The organism is Streptomyces sp. NPDC107538 (genome assembly GCF_055657445.1).
In genome coordinates this window covers 830764-845092 of sequence record NZ_JBVKAY010000004.1, presented here as the reverse complement: position 1 = coordinate 845092, position 14329 = coordinate 830764, and the positions used below count along the sequence as shown (strand labels likewise).

Genomic DNA, 14329 nt, shown 5'->3' with positions numbered 1-14329 from the left:
CCGGTCACTTGTCCAGTGCGTTGTCGATGGTCTTGACGGCGTTCTTCCAGGCTTCCTCGGCCGACTTGCCCTGGGTCACGAGGATCACACCGTTGTCGGTCAGGCCCTGCTGGATGATCTGGTCCTTCGGGCCGATCGTCTGGACCGGGATGTTCTCCGCGGCCTCGGCGAAGATCGTGCCGATGGGCGCGTCACCGGTCATGTCGTTCTTGGCGTCCTTCACCGAGGCCGAGTCGTAGGCGGCCGGGGTGCTGGGGAAACTGCCCTGTACGGCGAAGAGCTTGGCCTGCTGCTCCGGCGCGGTCAACCAGGCGGCCAGCTTCGCGGCCTCCTCGGCGTTCTTGCCGTTCTTCGGCACGGAGAGGAAGGAGCCGCCCCAGTTGCCGGACTTCGGCGCCTGGGCGATGTCCCACTTGCCGGCCGACTCGGGCTTCGACTTGCCCTTGATGTAGCCGAGCATCCAGGGCGGGCAGGACATCGCGGCGAACTTGCTGTTGGCGATCGTGGTGTCCCAGGCCGGCTGGAACTGCGTCTGGTTGCCGATCAGCCCGTCCTCGGCGGCCTCGGAGGTGAGGTCGAAGGCGGTCTTCACGGCCGGGTTCGTCTTGTAGATGACCTCGCCGGAGGCGTCGTAGAACCGGTCCTTCTCACCGCTGAGGATGGCCTGCAGCAGACCGCCGGGGGAGTCCAGGAACGTGGTGCCCTTGGGCGCCTTCGCCTTGTACTTCTTGCCGGTCTCGACGAACTTGTCCCAGCTGCCCGCCCACAGCTTGCCGACCTCCGCGCGGTCGGTGGGCAGCCCGGCCGCCTCGAAGAGGTCCTTGCGGTAGCAGATGGCCATCGGGCCGACGTCGGTGCCGACGGCGATGGTCTGACCGCCCGACGTAGTGGCCTGCTGCCACTTCCACTCCAGGTAGTCGCTCTTCTTGCCGTACTTCGACAGGTCGAGGAGCTTGTCCGACTGGGTCTGGACGATCTCGGCGATGTTGCCGACCTCGATCATCTGGATGTCCTGGAGACCGCTGCCGGTCGTCAGGTGGTTGAGGAGCGCGGGGTAGTAGTTCTCGTTCCGCTCGGTGACGGTCTGCTCGATGTCGATGTCCGGGTGGAGCTTCTCGTACTCCTTGTACAGACCGGACTCCTCGAAGCCCGCGGTGCCGAAGAGGCCCAGGGTGATCTTGGTCTTGCCGCCACCACCGCCGTCCGACGACGTGCCGTCCTCGTCCTTGCCGTCGTCGGCACAGCCGGCCAGCAGCCCGGCGCCCAGCGCGGCGACGGCCGCGATGGCGACCGCCCTGCGCGTCCTGCGGGCGTTACGGGTGCCCCCGCCCGACAAGAGCCGGGAGTGCGGGAGGGTACGTGCTCGCATTGCGTCCTCCTGATGCCCTGACGTGCCGACCCCCCGGCCAACTGCGTTGTTGGGCCCAATTGTTCATGCTGCGGCTCGGGCGGGGAACGTGCGGGATGTGTAAGTGCCAGGTACTGTGGGAGCGCTCCCACGAGTGATGTGTTGAAGAGTCGTCGGTTCGTGCGGGGGTGTCAAGGGAGCAGGCGCGGAGAGATGTCTTCGGTTATCGGGCTGTTAACTAACCCGAGGGCCGGGGGCCGGGCATGCCCGGAAACGGTCGGAAGGGGTGGGGTTGGGGCGGGAGTGGGGCGGGAGTGGGGCTTCGCCGGGCCGGCGGGGTGGGGGGGGGGCCTCGGGCGCCGGGACGGGGGCGTCGGTCTCGGGGGCGGCCGCCGCGGGGTGGCCGGACCGTTGGACTCGTGTAACCGTTCCGGGTCGCCCTGACTGGAACGGCGTCCGAGGAGCCCGGCCGACGCTCACCTGTCCCATATCGGGTATCTCGGATATTTCAGCTGTCTCAGATATCTCAGGTGTCTCAGGTGTCTCAAGTACCTCAGGTGTCACCGAGGGCGGTCGCGGTCGGCTGAGTAACTTCCCGTGAGCCTTCCCGGACGTCGTACGAGCATCAGGACTGTTAGATTCCACGCCAGCGCGGTGTGAACGGGAGGCGACCATGGTGGCAGGCCACGGAGCACGGGGCCGGAGCGGTGGGCGGCCGACGTTGGAAGAGGTCGCCGCACGGGCCGGAGTGGGCCGGGGGACGGTGTCCCGGGTGATCAACGGCTCGCCCCGGGTCAGCGACGCGACCCGCGCGGCGGTCGAGGCGGCCGTCGCGGAGCTGGGCTATGTCCCGAACACGGCGGCCCGCGCCCTCGCGGCGAACCGCACGGACGCGATCGCGATGGTGGTCCCCGAGCCGGAGACCCGCTTCTTCGCCGAGCCGTACTTCTCCGACATCCTCAAGGGCGTGGGCGCGCAGCTGTCCGACACGGAGATGCAGCTCCTGCTGATCTTCGCGGGCAGCGACCGGGAGCGGCGGCGCCTGGCCCAGTATCTGGCCGCGCACCGCGTCGACGGCGTCCTCCTGGTCTCGGTCCACGCCGACGACCCGCTCCCCGACCTGCTGTCACAACTGGAAATCCCGGCGGTCATCAGCGGCCCGCGCTCGGAGCACGAGACGCTGCCCTCCGTCGACTCCGACAACTACGGCGGCGGCCGCTCGGCGGTGGAACACCTGATCGAGCGGGGCCGCACCCGGATCGCCACGATCACCGGGCGCCTGGACGTCTACGGCGCCCAGCGGCGCGTCGTCGGCTACCGCGAGGCCCTGGAGGACGCGGGCCGCACGGTCGACGAGCGCCTGATCGTCCCCGGCGACTTCACGGAGGAGGGCGGCCGGCGGGCGATGACGGAACTGCTGGCCCGCTGTCCCGACCTCGACGCGGTCTTCGCCGAGTCCGACGTCATGGCCGCGGGCGCCCGCCAGGTCCTCCGCGAGGCGGGCCGCCGCATACCCGACGACGTAGCCCTGGTCGGCTACGACGACTCGGCCATCGCCCGCCACATGGACCCCCCGCTCACCAGCGTCCGCCAGCCCATCGAGGAAATGGGCCGAGCCATGATCGACCTCCTCCTCGACGAGATCGCCGACCGCCGCCCGGCGGTGTCCCGCGGCTTGGAACGACGCCGGGTGATGCTGCCTACGGAGCTGGTGGCGCGGGATTCGTCCTGAAGCACGCCACGGTTGCCCATGCCCATGCCCATGGTCGGCATGGGGGTGGATGACGGACCCGAGGCGGGAGGTAGCGGAGAGGCTCGCGGTGCGTGGTGAGCGTGGTGAGTTCGATGAGAGCCTCCGGGACAGGTCGCAACACGAACGCCCCATCCGTCATCCGGAGAAGAAAACCAGGCCGCCCATCGGAACAACCGAGGTAGCGAGGTAGCGAGGTAGCAAGGGCGGCGGGCCCGTCGCTGACGACACGGAGCTCTACAAGAACCGCGACACCGTCGAACGCCTGACCAATAGGCTGAAAGCCTGGCGCGGCATCGCCATTCGATACGACAAGACATCTCTTCGTTGTCTCGCGGAGCGAGGATGCGCAGGCCCTCGTGGCTGCTGTTGTCGACCACCCCCTCGGCGACCAGGAAGCCCGCCGGTTTGGACTTGGTGGTCTTCTTGATCTCGCGGCGCTCGGGCAGCGTGAATGGACAGCAGGACCACCTGGGTCCGCCGCCACGTCACCACCGGCCGGGTGCCCCTTGGGATGATCCGCAGCAGCCGCGGTCCCTCGTCAGCGTCGATCTCACGCACGCGTACTCGCTCTGCCACCAAGACGGGATGGCCGTCACGCGCCGCCAGATCCCTCGTTTCCTGCCCCTTGCCCGGCAGCGGATGCCGCCCCTGCGACTGTCCATGTCGCCATGCCCCACAGGGAAAGCGCGGAAAGAATGCCCACCACGAGGCGAACGGTCTCGTCCGGGCCGTTCGTGAGCCAGACGGTCATGCCCGCCGCGCCGGAAGCGATCATCAGGGCCGCCGGTATGCGCAGTCGGGGCTGCTCGAACACCGCCGCCAACGGCAGGAAGTGGAGCCCCACGACAACCGCGACCAGTGGGGGAATGAGCACCGGAACCCCGGCCTGACGGCAGACTGCGGCGATGATGACGATCAACAGCCACTGGAGCCCGTTGATCTGGTTGAACCGCCGACGTCGGCCAACGGGGAAAGGTCCCCCTGCCGACGAGGGAAGGAAACGGCGCGCGGCAAGCGTCAGCCCCACCGTGACGGCACAGCCGACCGCGATCAGGACCTGCCACATCAACCCGCCGAATGGACTTGAGCCCAAGAGCCACCAGCCGAGCCCGAACAACGCGAGGAACCCCACCCCTGACTTGAACATGATCGAGACCCTAGGCCGAAGAGCAGCCCGCCGGTCCAAGGATTCTCAACTTTGATTACGGGCCTCGTCGTCCGACGTCCTCATCAGCCGCCGGTCTGCGGTCGCGCCCCTTCGACCGGAGTGTTGTCCTTGGCTGCCTCGACGGCCTCGCGTTCGATCACGAACGACCCCTTGCCGACGACCGTCCGCACGTAACCCATCTCGGCCAGCAACACCAACGTCTTGCGGGCCGTGCCCCGCGCGATTCCGAACTCCTGCATAAGCCGGTCGACCCCCGGCACGGCGCGGCCCAGCGCGTATGTGCCGTTGTCGATGCGGGAGATCAGTACCGCGGCGAGCTGCAGGTACAGCGGGTCGGCAGCTTCCGGGTCCAGTTCGGCGTCCGGGCCGTAGCCCTTCGGGATGTCCACCATGGCTAGACCGTATGTGCCCATGGGAAACAGCATCCTTCTGTGTCATGCCATGGCAGGGCATGACCAGGTTGCGCTAACGTCGGCACCGACACGAGAAGACCCCCGCGACGCGGCGAACGTCCGGGGGCATGGCCACCAGCTTCGAAGGAGCTGACGACAGTGAGCATTATCCACGCGTTTCTGCGGTGGGCCCTGGGCGTCGTAGCCCCCGGCACGGGCAGGCGACGGGCCGACGCCCGTGCCTGCTCTACCGGATCACCTCCGCGCCCTCGTACGGAGGCGTTGCCCCACGCTGCCCCGCGACGACTCCTGACCCAGCGGTCCCCGTACGGCCTCCACGGCCCGCTCGACGGCGGTGCCACCATCATGGTCCGGCCGTACGTCGTCGAGGCCGAGCGGGAGGAGGCCCGGCAGGCTCGGCGGAGGCTCGCGCTGGTGCTCGCGGCGGACTTCGGGATCGATCTCGATGAGCATGTGGTGGGCGCGGAGGCGGTGGCGTGACGGGCAGCTGCGAACCTCCGGGCCGTCCTGTTCCGCTCCCGGTGGGCCTCGGTGACACGGTTCGGGACGCTTCAACCGGGCGGATCGGCCGGGTCATGGGGTTTGTCGGACCGTACGTGCAGCTCCGGCCCATCGGCGGCGGCCGGGAGTGGGACGCCCGGCCGGAACGGCTCAGGCCGGTGACCCGGTCCGAAGCGCTGAGTGAAGGTGTTGCCAGGAGCAATGCGCGGTCGAGAGGGGAGCGGTTGTAGCGACCGGGCCGATGGCGGCTGGCACCTGCGGCAGCACGCCCCACGACGGACGGGGCGTGCTGCTGGCAGCCTGGCCGCGGCACGGCGGCCCAACTGGACGTCCTGGAGCGGGCCACGCGTCCCGAGCCCGCTGAACGCTTCGCGGGCGTACGGGAGTTCGCGGTCGAGTGGTACGCGGTGGTGGAGGGGCGGGACTCCTGAGGCCGCCCCTCCACCACGCCGTGCCACGATGCTCTTTCGTACACCGCTTCCAGGGGGACCCATGCGCACCCGTGTCACCGTCTTACTCGCCGCTGTCACGCTCTTCTCGCTCACCGCGTGTACGTCCGACGACGAGCCGAGCGGAGCCGGGGAGAAACCGTCCGCGAGTGCCGAGCGGCAGCCGAGCGCCATGCCCAGCCGGTCCGCGGCTTCGGACGCCGACACCGCCGGCCTCGAAGCGGCCGTCCGCGCCTACGCCGCCGCGTACTTCGCGAACGAGCCCGACACGGCCTTCGGCATGCTGTCCGCGCGTTGCCAGAAGGAGATCACGCGCGCCGGTATGGCCGCACTGACCGAACGGGCCGAGCAGACCGAGCGGGCCATCGGTGACCACGAGCCGAAGGTGGTGAAGCGGTTCGAGGTCGACGAGATGTCCGGCGACTCGGCCCACGTCTCCTACGGCGTCGGCACGCCCAAGTTCGACCAGAAACGGGAGCCGTGGGCCCGCGAGGCCGGCGTCTGGCGCTACGACTCCTGCTGAACCGGGTGACCGGGAAACACAAACAGACGAGCCCCGTCCTGGTTTCCCAGGTCGGGGCTCGTTGTTCAGGGTGAGTGACGGGACTCGAACCCGCGGCATCCTGGACCACAACCAGGTGCTCTACCAGCTGAGCTACACCCACCATGACCGGCGGTTCGTCCGAAGGTTTCACCGACCGGCCGAGAAAAAGTGTACAGGGTCCGAAGGGGTGCCCGCGCACGCGTTTCGGTGGGGGCGGTCCGGGGCCCCGGGAGGCCCCGGCGCGGGGGTCACCCCGCGGGCAGGACGTGCTTCGCGGCGATGGTGCGGGCCGTGTCCGAGTCGGGCCCGGGGTGCGGGACGAAGATCGCCTCGCGGTAGTAGCGCAGCTCGGCGATGGACTCGCGGATGTCGGCGAGGGCCCGGTGGTTGCCGTTCTTCTCGGGGCTGTTGAAGTACGCCCTCGGGTACCAGCGGCGGGCCAGCTCCTTGATGGAGGAGACGTCCACGATGCGGTAGTGGAGGTAGGTCTCCAGGGCCGGCATGTCACGCGACAGGAAGCCCCGGTCCGTGCCCACCGAGTTGCCGCACAGGGGCGCCTTGCCCGGCTCCTTCACGTGTTCGCGTACGTATGCCAGGACCTGCGCCTCCGCGTCGGCCAGCGTCGTGCCGCCGGGCAGCGCTTCGAGGAGGCCGGACGCGGTGTGCATCTGGCGCACCACCTCCGGCATGGTCTCCAGAGCGGAATCCGGCGGGCGGACGACGATGTCGACGCCTTCGCCGAGCACGTTCAGCTCGGAGTCGGTGACGAGGGCGGCCACCTCGATGAGCGCGTCGTCGGACAGCGAGAGGCCGGTCATCTCGCAGTCGATCCACACCATGCGATCGTTCATGTGTCTCACCTTACGGCCCGTGACAGCCGTACGGCCCGGTCCTGCACCAGGGTGATCACAGACAGAGTGATCAGGTGCGGGACCGGGCCGTCAGTCGACCGTCCGGGCTACGGCGCGCTGCGCTGGCCCGGCAGGCGGCCCGTCGCGTACAGCTCCGGCTTGGCGCCCTCCGTGGAGAGGGACGCCGACGGGGCCAGGGCGCTCGCCGCGGCCGTGCGCCGGGCCTGGAGGGGCACCGGTGCGTGCTCCGGCGACACCGGGGACGGCCCCGGGACGCCGTGCGGGCCGTCGTGGTGGTGGTCGTTGTGCTTCTCGCCCTGCGGACGCCGTGCCCGGTACGCCGCCCGGTACGCCGCCGGGGACGAGCCCAGCTGCCGCCGGAAGTGCCCGCGCAGTGCCACCGGCGAACGGAAGCCGCAGCGCCCCGCGACCTCGTCCACCGAGTAGTCCGACGTCTCCAGCAGACGCTGCGCCTGCAGCACCCGCTGGGTGATCAGCCACTGCAGGGGAGCGCTCCCGGTGAGCGAACGGAACCGGCGGTCGAACGTACGACGGCTCATGTACGCCCGTGCCGCGAGCGTCTCCACGTCGAACTGCTCGTGGAGGTGCTCCAGTGCCCAGGCGACGACCTCGGCGAGCGGGTCGGCGCCGATCTCCTCTGGTAAAGACCGATCGAGGTAGCGCTCCTGGCCGCCCGATCGGCGTGGTGGGACCACCAGACGGCGGGCCAGCGCGCCAGCCGCCTCGTTCCCGTGATCCGTCCGCACGATGTGCAGACAGAGATCGATTCCGGCCGCGGTGCCGGCCGATGTCAGTACGTCGCCGTCGTCCACGAAGAGCTCTCGTGGGTCGACGTGGACGGACGGATAGCGCTTGGCCAGCGTCGGCGCGTACATCCAGTGTGTCGTCGCGGGCCTGCCGTCCAGCAGACCGGCGGCGGCCAGCACGAACGCGCCGGTGCACAGCCCGACGATGCGGGCGCCCTCTTCGTGCGCTCGGCGCAGTGCGTCGAGCGCTTCCTCCGGCGGCGGTGAGGTGATCGAACGCCATGCGGGCACGACCACCGTGCCCGCCCGCGAGATCGCCTCAAGGCCGTTCGGTGCGGTGAGTTCCAGGCCCCCTGTGGTCCGCAGCGGGCCTTCCTCGCCCGCGCACACCAGCAAGCGGTAGCGCGGTACGCCGGCGTCCTGGCGGTCGATCCCGAACACCGACAGCGGTATGGAACTCTCGAAGATGGGACCGCCGCTGAACAGCAGCACCGCGACGATCTCCTTGCGGCGTCGCCCGGACAGCTTCCGGGCCGCGGCTTCCGGCGCGGCGGTGGAGTCGTGGCTCATACTGCTAAGCCCCCCTCGGTGGTCGCGGCTCCTCGGTTGTGTCGCTCCTGCACGTTTCCCCTTGGTCCTGCACGAGTCCCCCGCCATAAGACAGTCATGATCGAATCTACTGTGTCCCGTGGTGCCGGCGTGACCAGTTCGGCATCCGGCACATTGTCGACATGGCAACTTGGCGTGAAGCATTCGATCACGAAGCGTTGCACTCGTGGGCCGTGCAGGGAAGTACGCCTCGTCCCAGTGGCCGGTCCACGTAGGGTGCGCGCGGCCCCTGGACCCCTTTCAGTGCAGGTCGAACGGGGGGTGGAGGGGTGTTCGACCAAGGGATGTGCAGGTGGCCGAAGTTGGCTGAAAAGATACGGGGGTGTGCGCGGAAACCGGTCAGTCGACCGGCGTACTCGGGCCGGAGTTCCGTCCGCCCCCGTGCGCCCCGGAGGAGGGGCGTCCGCGTCGGCCGCGTGCGGAGGCGCGATCTTCGGCCATCGAACGGGCGGCGGTGGCACGGGCCGTGCGGGCGCCGCGGGCCGCGCGGGCCGCTCCGCGTTCGGACTGGCGGAGGAGGACGCGGCAGACGCCGGTGACCGCGGCGAGGCCGAGGGCCGCGCCGGTGGCGCCGGCGAGTGAGGTGCCGTACCAGACGAGGACGACCGGGACGAGGACGCAGCTGAACGCCGCCCAGCGGACCACGTCCGTGGCGGTGTCGGCGGGAGGCCCGGGCGGGGCCGGGGTGCTGTCCTCGGCGGCGGCGGCGGCTGCGGCTTCGGCTGCTGGGGCGGGGGCGGACTGGGGCCCGGTGCGGGGTGTCGTACGGGGTGCGGTTCGGTGTGCTGTGCGGTGGGCGGGCACTGCGGGCTCCCTCCTGGCTCCCTCGGGATCGGCTTACGGGGGTTCAACGCGTGTTCGACCCGTCGGTCACTGGTGCCGCTTGATCGGGTTGCCGCGGGGTGCGGGGCCGGCGTTCACCTACCCGCGTAAACCGGCTGTACGGGGCAGCAACCATTGCGTTACGGGGCGGTGCTCGTGCATGCTCCCTGGAACCCCGCGCAGCCGGTGCGGGATCTGGGCGGAGGAGGCGTGCGGTCGTACCCTTGGGGGTATGGGGTGGGGAAGATGATTCCCGGACACGGCTCCGCCGCACACTGACGTCCCATCCACGTCGTCCCACACGAGGATCCAAACGCCGAGACACCCATGGCCGGTCAAGAATTCTTCGACTCCGCGGACCGCAAGCGGCGGCCCGTCGCCGATCACACGGCGGCCGAGCCCCTTGCGGCGGAAGAGACACGCCCCTCCTGCGATCCCGCGTTCAAGCACGGCGTCGTCGTCGGTTTCGACGGTTCGACGTCCAGTGAGCGCGCCCTCGCGTACGCCATCGGTATGGCCCGCCGCTCCGGCTCGGGCCTGATCATCGTGCATGTCGCCAACCGGCTGCCCACGACCGTGTGGGCCGGCTGCGAGCCACCCGTCTTCGTCGACGTCCCCGACCACCGCACCGAGGTGCTCGGGCTGGAACTCGCCTGCGCCGACTATCTCGCCGAAGTGCCCTGGATCCTCGTCGAGCGTGGTGGCGACATCTGCCATGAACTCGAAGAGGTGGGGCGGGAGTACGAGGCGGACGCGATCGTCGTCGGGTCGACGCACGGGCTCGTCGGGCGGCTCTTCGGGTCCGTCGCGGGGCGGCTCGCGAAGCGGGCGCAGCGGCCGGTCATCGTCATTCCCTGACGAGTTCACGAACGGGCAAGTCTACTGGCGCGTAGGGGTGTTTGTGTCCTTGTGAAGGGCATAACCCGCGTGATGCCGGACCGAGTGGTGTGACGGCCACGGTAGTTGGCAGCGGCGCTTGGGTGTTGGGCGAACCCGGCGTGGTCGAACGGACCCCCTTGTGATGGGTGGCATCACGTGGGGGTCCGTCTTCGTTGTGTGGCCTCTGCGGGTGGGTGGGGGTTGCTCGCGCCCACGCGGTGGAGCCGCATATGTCACAGCCCCGCGCCCCTATAGGGGCCTGGGCGCGCCCCCTACTCGACCGTGACCGACTTCGCCAGGTTGCGCGGCTTGTCGATGTCGCGGCCGAGGGCCAACGCCGTGTGGTAGGCGAGGAGTTGGAGGGGGATGCCCATCAGGATCGGGTCCAGCTCGTCCTCGTTCTTGGGGACGACGATCGTCTGGTCGGCCTTCTCCTGCTCGCGGTGGGCGACGGCGAGGATCTTGCCGCTGCGGGCCTTGATCTCCTCCAGCGCGGCGCGGTTCTTCTCCAGGAGGTCGTCGTCGGGGACGATGGCGACCGTCGGGAGGGCGGGCTCGATGAGCGCCAGCGGGCCGTGCTTCAGCTCGGAGGCGGGGTAGGCCTCGGCGTGGATGTACGAGACCTCCTTGAGCTTCAGGGAGGCCTCACGGGCCACCGGGTAGCCCCGGACGCGGCCGATGAAGAGCATCGAGCGGGCCTCGGCGTACTCCTGGGCCAGCTTCTTGATCTCCTCCTCCTGCTCCAGCATCTCGGCGATCTGCGCGGGCAGCTTGCGCAGGCCCTCGATGATCCGCTTGCCGTCGCGGACGGAGAGGTCGCGGGTGCGGCCCAGGTGGAGCGCCAACAGGGCGAACGCCACGGTGGTGTTGGTGAAGCACTTGGTGGAGACCACGCAGACCTCGGGGCCCGCGTGCACGTAGATGCCGCCGTCCGCCTCACGGGCGATCGCCGAGCCGACCACGTTCACCACGCCCAGCACCCGCGCGCCCTTGCGCTTCAGCTCCTGGACGGCCGCCAGTACGTCGTACGTCTCGCCGGACTGGGAGACGGCGATGTACAGGGTGTCGGGGTCGACGACCGCGTTGCGGTAGCGGAACTCCGACGCCGGCTCGGCGTCCGCGGGGATCCGTGCCAGCTCCTCGATCATCTGGGCGCCGATCATGCCCGCGTGGTACGAGGTGCCGCAGCCGAGGATCTTCACGCGGCGGATCTGGCGCGCCTCGCGGGCGTCCAGGTTGAGGCCGCCGAGGTGCACGGTGGAGAAGCGGTCGTCGATGCGGCCGCGCAGCACGCGGTCCACGGCGTCGGCCTGCTCGTGGATCTCCTTGTGCATGTAGGTGTCGTGGCCGCCCATGTCGTACGAGGCGGCCTCCCACTCCACGGTGGTGGGCTCCGCCGTGGTGCGGGTGCCCTCGGTGGTGTAGGTGCGGAAGTCGTCGGCCTTGAGGGTGGCCATCTCGCCGTCGTCGAGGGTGACGATCTGGCGGGTGTGGGCGACCAGAGCGGCTATGTCCGAGGCGACGAACATCTCCTTCTCGCCGATGCCGAGGACGACGGGGGAGCCGTTGCGGGCGACCACGATGCGGTCGTTGAAGTCGGCGTGCATGACGGCGATGCCGTACGTGCCCTCGACGATGCGCAGCGCCTGGCGGACCTTCTCCTCCAGGGTGGTGGCCTGGGAGCGGGCGATGAGGTGGGTGAGGACCTCGGTGTCGGTCTCGGAGAGGAACTCGACGCCGTCCGCCTCCAGCTTCTTCCGCAGGTCGGAGGCGTTGTCGATGATGCCGTTGTGGACGACGGCGACCTTGCTGTCGGCCGACATGTGCGGGTGGGCGTTCACGTCGGACGGGGCGCCGTGGGTGGCCCAGCGGGTGTGCGCGATGCCGGTGGTGCCCTTGAAGCGCGCGGGGACCTTGGCCTCCAGGTCACGGACGCGGCCCTTGGCCTTGACCATCTTCAGGCCGGCCGTCTTGGGCGAGGTGACCACTATGCCCGCCGAGTCGTAGCCCCGGTACTCCAGGCGCTGCAAGCCCTCCAGGAGCAGCGGCGCCACATCGCGCTTGCCGATGTAACCGACAATCCCGCACATATATACGTATCCCCTAGGTGTAGACGATCAGCCGTGGTCGACCGGCTGTGGATGTTCAGCCGTAGACGATGCGGCGCAGCTGCCTGAGCGTCAGCTCCGGCGGTGCGACCGCGCGGTACTTCAGGTCCGCCTCGATCCGTTCGAAGATCGTCGCGTTGACCAGGCCCTGGGCCTGGAGCTCGCGGTGGCGGCGACGGACGAACTCCTCGGTCGTCTCGTCGAAGTAGGCGAGGACGTCCTGGATCACCCGCAGCGCCTCGCCCCGGCTGAGGGGCGAGGATCGCGTCAAATGATCAACGAGTTCGTCGTGCACTCGGTAGATCCTGGGGGACCGAAGAGGGTTTCGCAAGAAATCTGCCCGATATCGGGCAGGGTGCTGTTACTGGCCCTTGGGGGAACATTGAATGTGTTATGAGGGCCTGTTCGTGCGCTGTCCATCCGATGGCCCGTATCCCGTCGCCTGAGGCGACGACTTTCGGACGCCATGGACATTCCTCGCATGGGCGTACCCGAGCAGCTGGCCGAGCGCATGAGCATGGCCGAGCAGCACGAGTACCTGCGCTCCAAGTTCTCCCGCCGCTCGATGATCAGAGGCGGTGCCGTCACGCTCGGTGCCGTCGCGGGCGGCGCGTTCGTGCCGGCCACGGCCGCCCAGGCTGCCACCCCGGCCGCGCTCCGCTCCTCCTCCGTACCCACCCAGGCCCGTACGAGCACCGAGCGCGTCGACGGCTCCCTCGTCGCCCCCTTCGGCCGGCACCTCGCCTTCGGCAACGACCCGCGTACCGAGGTCACCATCTCGTGGCAGGTCCCGGTCGCCGTCAAGAAGCCCTTCGTCCGGATCGGCACCCACGCCTCGCACCTCTCGGTCAAGATCGACGCCGAGGTCCGCACCCTCTACACCCCGGCCGGCGTCGGTGCCAGCGGCGACCACACGCAGTACTACGTGCACGCCAAGCTCACCCACCTCAAGCCCGGCAGGACCTACTACTACGGTGCCGGTCACGAGGGCTTCGATCCGGCCTCGCCGCAGTTCGCGAGCACCATCAGCACGTTCACCACCGCCCCCGCCCACAAGGAGCCCTTCACCTTCACCGCCTTCGGCGACGAGGGCGTCGGCTACCACGGCCTGGCCAACAACAGCCTGCTGCTCGGCCAGAACCCCGCCTTCCACCTGCACGCCGGTGACATCGCCTACGCCGACCCGGCCGGCCAGGGCAAGACCGCCGACACCGGCTTCGACTCCCGGGTGTGGGACCAGTTCCTGGCCCAGACCGAGTCCGTCGCCAAGTCCGTGCCGTGGATGCCCGCCTACGGCAACCACGACATGGAGGCCTGGTACTCGCCCAACGGCTACGGCGGCGAGGAGGCCCGCTGGAACCTGCCCGACAACGGCCCCGACCGGAAGAACCTGCCGGGCGTCTACTCCTTCGTCTACGGCAACACGGCCGTCATCTCGCTCGACGCCAACGACATCTCCTTCGAGATCCCGGCCAACCTCGGCATCTCCGGTGGCACGCAGACCAAGTGGCTGGAGGCGCAGCTGAAGAAGTTCCGCGCCTCCCGTGACGTCGACTTCGTCGTGATCTTCTTCCACCACTGCGCGTACTGCACCTCCACGGCGCACGCCTCGGAAGGCGGCGTGCGACAGGAGTGGGTGCCGCTGTTCGAGAAGTATTCGGTGGACCTGGTCATCAACGGCCACAACCACCAGTACGAGCGCACCGACGTCATCAAGGGCGGCGCGGTGAAGAAGAAGCTCCCGATCGGCGGCACGGCGTACCCGGAGACCGAGGGCGTGGTCTACGTCACGGCGGGCGCGGCCGGTCGCAGCCTCTACGCCTTCAGCGCCCCGCTGTCGTACGAGGGCCACGAGAACGAGGTCGAGTCGGTGGCCTCGTACATCAACACCAAGGACGGCAAGCAGAACGAGACCGTCACCTGGTCGCGGGTGCGCTACCTCGACTACTCCTTCCTGCGGGTGGACGTGAAGCCCGCGTCGAAGGGGCACTACGCCACGCTGACCGTGCGCGGTATCGCCGAGACCGGCGCGCAGGTCGACCACTTCACGGTGGCGCGCCGCGCCAAGTGAGCACCGACGGACCTCACTTACCCCGGGTGACCCTCGCGGGCGGTCC

The 14329-nt window shown here is 69.3% G+C and carries 13 protein-coding genes, 1 tRNA gene and 2 pseudogenes; 6 read left to right on the top strand and 10 right to left on the bottom strand.

Features of this window, described 5'->3' with window-relative positions; genetic code table 11:
• Window positions 1–4: 4 nt before the first annotated feature.
• Window positions 5–1369: an ABC transporter substrate-binding protein gene (locus tag ACZ7MG_RS18170; RefSeq protein ID WP_471379604.1), complete on the bottom strand. Its 1365-nt coding sequence runs from the start codon at window positions 1367–1369 to the stop codon at window positions 5–7.
• A gap of 655 nt (window positions 1370–2024) precedes the next feature.
• On the opposite strand from ACZ7MG_RS18170, the gene ACZ7MG_RS18165 reads away from it, so the two are divergent.
• Both ACZ7MG_RS18165 and ACZ7MG_RS18160 read left to right on the top strand, forming a co-directional pair.
• On the top strand, window positions 2025–3080 hold the full coding sequence (locus ACZ7MG_RS18165; protein WP_471380526.1) for a LacI family DNA-binding transcriptional regulator: 1056 nt from the start codon (window positions 2025–2027) through the stop codon (window positions 3078–3080).
• Between the two features lie 211 nt (window positions 3081–3291).
• A pseudogene (locus ACZ7MG_RS18160) lies at window positions 3292–3528 on the top strand (hypothetical protein); the annotation flags it as partial.
• Here ACZ7MG_RS18160 and ACZ7MG_RS18155 read toward each other — a convergent pair.
• The 3 genes and pseudogenes from ACZ7MG_RS18155 to ACZ7MG_RS18145 form a co-directional block, all read right to left on the bottom strand.
• Window positions 3440–3677, bottom strand: a pseudogene (locus ACZ7MG_RS18155) (IS630 family transposase); the annotation flags it as partial. The pseudogenes ACZ7MG_RS18160 and ACZ7MG_RS18155 sit on opposite strands and share 89 nt — an antisense overlap.
• Before the next feature lie 16 nt (window positions 3678–3693).
• A complete protein-coding gene (locus ACZ7MG_RS18150) occupies window positions 3694–4248 on the bottom strand; it encodes a hypothetical protein (RefSeq protein WP_471379607.1) in 555 nt (184 codons plus the stop codon).
• Between the two features lie 83 nt (window positions 4249–4331).
• Window positions 4332–4661 (bottom strand): GntR family transcriptional regulator, encoded by a 330-nt coding sequence (locus tag ACZ7MG_RS18145; protein ID WP_471379610.1) that lies wholly within the window; start codon window positions 4659–4661, stop codon window positions 4332–4334.
• Between the two features lie 282 nt (window positions 4662–4943).
• Here ACZ7MG_RS18145 and ACZ7MG_RS18140 point away from each other — a divergent pair, with 282 nt between their 5' ends.
• Complete coding sequence (locus tag ACZ7MG_RS18140; RefSeq protein ID WP_471379613.1) at window positions 4944–5162, top strand: hypothetical protein; 219 nt, start codon at window positions 4944–4946, stop codon at window positions 5160–5162.
• A 513-nt stretch (window positions 5163–5675) separates the two neighbouring features.
• Window positions 5676–6155, top strand: a complete 480-nt coding sequence (locus ACZ7MG_RS18135; protein WP_471379617.1) for a hypothetical protein — start codon at window positions 5676–5678, stop codon at window positions 6153–6155.
• Between the two features lie 69 nt (window positions 6156–6224).
• On the opposite strand, the gene ACZ7MG_RS18130 is transcribed toward ACZ7MG_RS18135, so the two are convergent.
• The 4 genes from ACZ7MG_RS18130 to ACZ7MG_RS18115 form a co-directional block, all read right to left on the bottom strand.
• Window positions 6225–6297: transfer RNA gene (locus ACZ7MG_RS18130), tRNA-His, on the bottom strand.
• Window positions 6298–6424: 127 nt separating this feature from the next.
• Window positions 6425–7027 carry an oligoribonuclease gene (gene orn, locus ACZ7MG_RS18125; RefSeq protein WP_471379620.1) on the bottom strand — a complete coding sequence of 201 codons (603 nt, stop codon included), beginning with the start codon at window positions 7025–7027 and terminating at the stop codon, window positions 6425–6427.
• A 107-nt stretch (window positions 7028–7134) separates the two neighbouring features.
• The gene (locus ACZ7MG_RS18120; RefSeq protein WP_471379622.1) at window positions 7135–8364 is read right to left on the bottom strand and encodes a helix-turn-helix domain-containing protein; all 1230 of its coding nucleotides are present in this window, start codon (window positions 8362–8364) and stop codon (window positions 7135–7137) included.
• 378 nt (window positions 8365–8742) lie between these two features.
• Entirely contained in the window at window positions 8743–9048 is a 306-nt protein-coding gene (locus tag ACZ7MG_RS18115) for a hypothetical protein (RefSeq protein ID WP_471380527.1), read from the bottom strand.
• A gap of 504 nt (window positions 9049–9552) precedes the next feature.
• Between ACZ7MG_RS18115 and ACZ7MG_RS18110 the strand changes: the two genes are divergently transcribed.
• Window positions 9553–10083 (top strand): universal stress protein, encoded by a 531-nt coding sequence (locus tag ACZ7MG_RS18110; protein ID WP_037703396.1) that lies wholly within the window; start codon window positions 9553–9555, stop codon window positions 10081–10083.
• Window positions 10084–10376: 293 nt separating this feature from the next.
• On the opposite strand, the gene glmS is transcribed toward ACZ7MG_RS18110, so the two are convergent.
• The gene (gene glmS, locus ACZ7MG_RS18105; RefSeq protein WP_471379625.1) at window positions 10377–12194 is read right to left on the bottom strand and encodes a glutamine--fructose-6-phosphate transaminase (isomerizing); all 1818 of its coding nucleotides are present in this window, start codon (window positions 12192–12194) and stop codon (window positions 10377–10379) included.
• Window positions 12195–12249: 55 nt separating this feature from the next.
• Window positions 12250–12507 carry a hypothetical protein gene (locus ACZ7MG_RS18100; RefSeq protein ID WP_471379627.1) on the bottom strand — a complete coding sequence of 86 codons (258 nt, stop codon included), beginning with the start codon at window positions 12505–12507 and terminating at the stop codon, window positions 12250–12252.
• Window positions 12508–12693: 186 nt separating this feature from the next.
• On the opposite strand from ACZ7MG_RS18100, the gene ACZ7MG_RS18095 reads away from it, so the two are divergent.
• A complete protein-coding gene (locus tag ACZ7MG_RS18095) occupies window positions 12694–14283 on the top strand; it encodes a purple acid phosphatase family protein (RefSeq protein WP_471379630.1) in 1590 nt (529 codons plus the stop codon).
• The last annotated feature ends 46 nt before the right edge of the window (window positions 14284–14329 follow it).

Bases quoted from the DNA above. Each gene is read 5' to 3' on its own strand.
- ACZ7MG_RS18170 (WP_471379604.1), bottom strand. From the start codon at position 1,369: ATGCGAGCACGTACCCTCCCGCACTCCCGGCTCTTGTCGGGCGGGGGC.
- ACZ7MG_RS18150 (WP_471379607.1), bottom strand. From the start codon at position 4,248: ATGTTCAAGTCAGGGGTGGGGTTCCTCGCGTTGTTCGGGCTCGGCTGG.
- ACZ7MG_RS18145 (WP_471379610.1), bottom strand. From the start codon at position 4,661: ATGGTGGACATCCCGAAGGGCTACGGCCCGGACGCCGAACTGGACCCG.
- ACZ7MG_RS18135 (WP_471379617.1), top strand. From the start codon at position 5,676: ATGCGCACCCGTGTCACCGTCTTACTCGCCGCTGTCACGCTCTTCTCG.
- orn (WP_471379620.1), bottom strand. From the start codon at position 7,027: ATGAACGATCGCATGGTGTGGATCGACTGCGAGATGACCGGCCTCTCG.
- ACZ7MG_RS18120 (WP_471379622.1), bottom strand. From the start codon at position 8,364: ATGAGCCACGACTCCACCGCCGCGCCGGAAGCCGCGGCCCGGAAGCTG.
- ACZ7MG_RS18110 (WP_037703396.1), top strand. From the start codon at position 9,553: ATGGCCGGTCAAGAATTCTTCGACTCCGCGGACCGCAAGCGGCGGCCC.
- glmS (WP_471379625.1), bottom strand. From the start codon at position 12,194: ATGTGCGGGATTGTCGGTTACATCGGCAAGCGCGATGTGGCGCCGCTG.
- ACZ7MG_RS18095 (WP_471379630.1), top strand. From the start codon at position 12,694: ATGGGCGTACCCGAGCAGCTGGCCGAGCGCATGAGCATGGCCGAGCAG.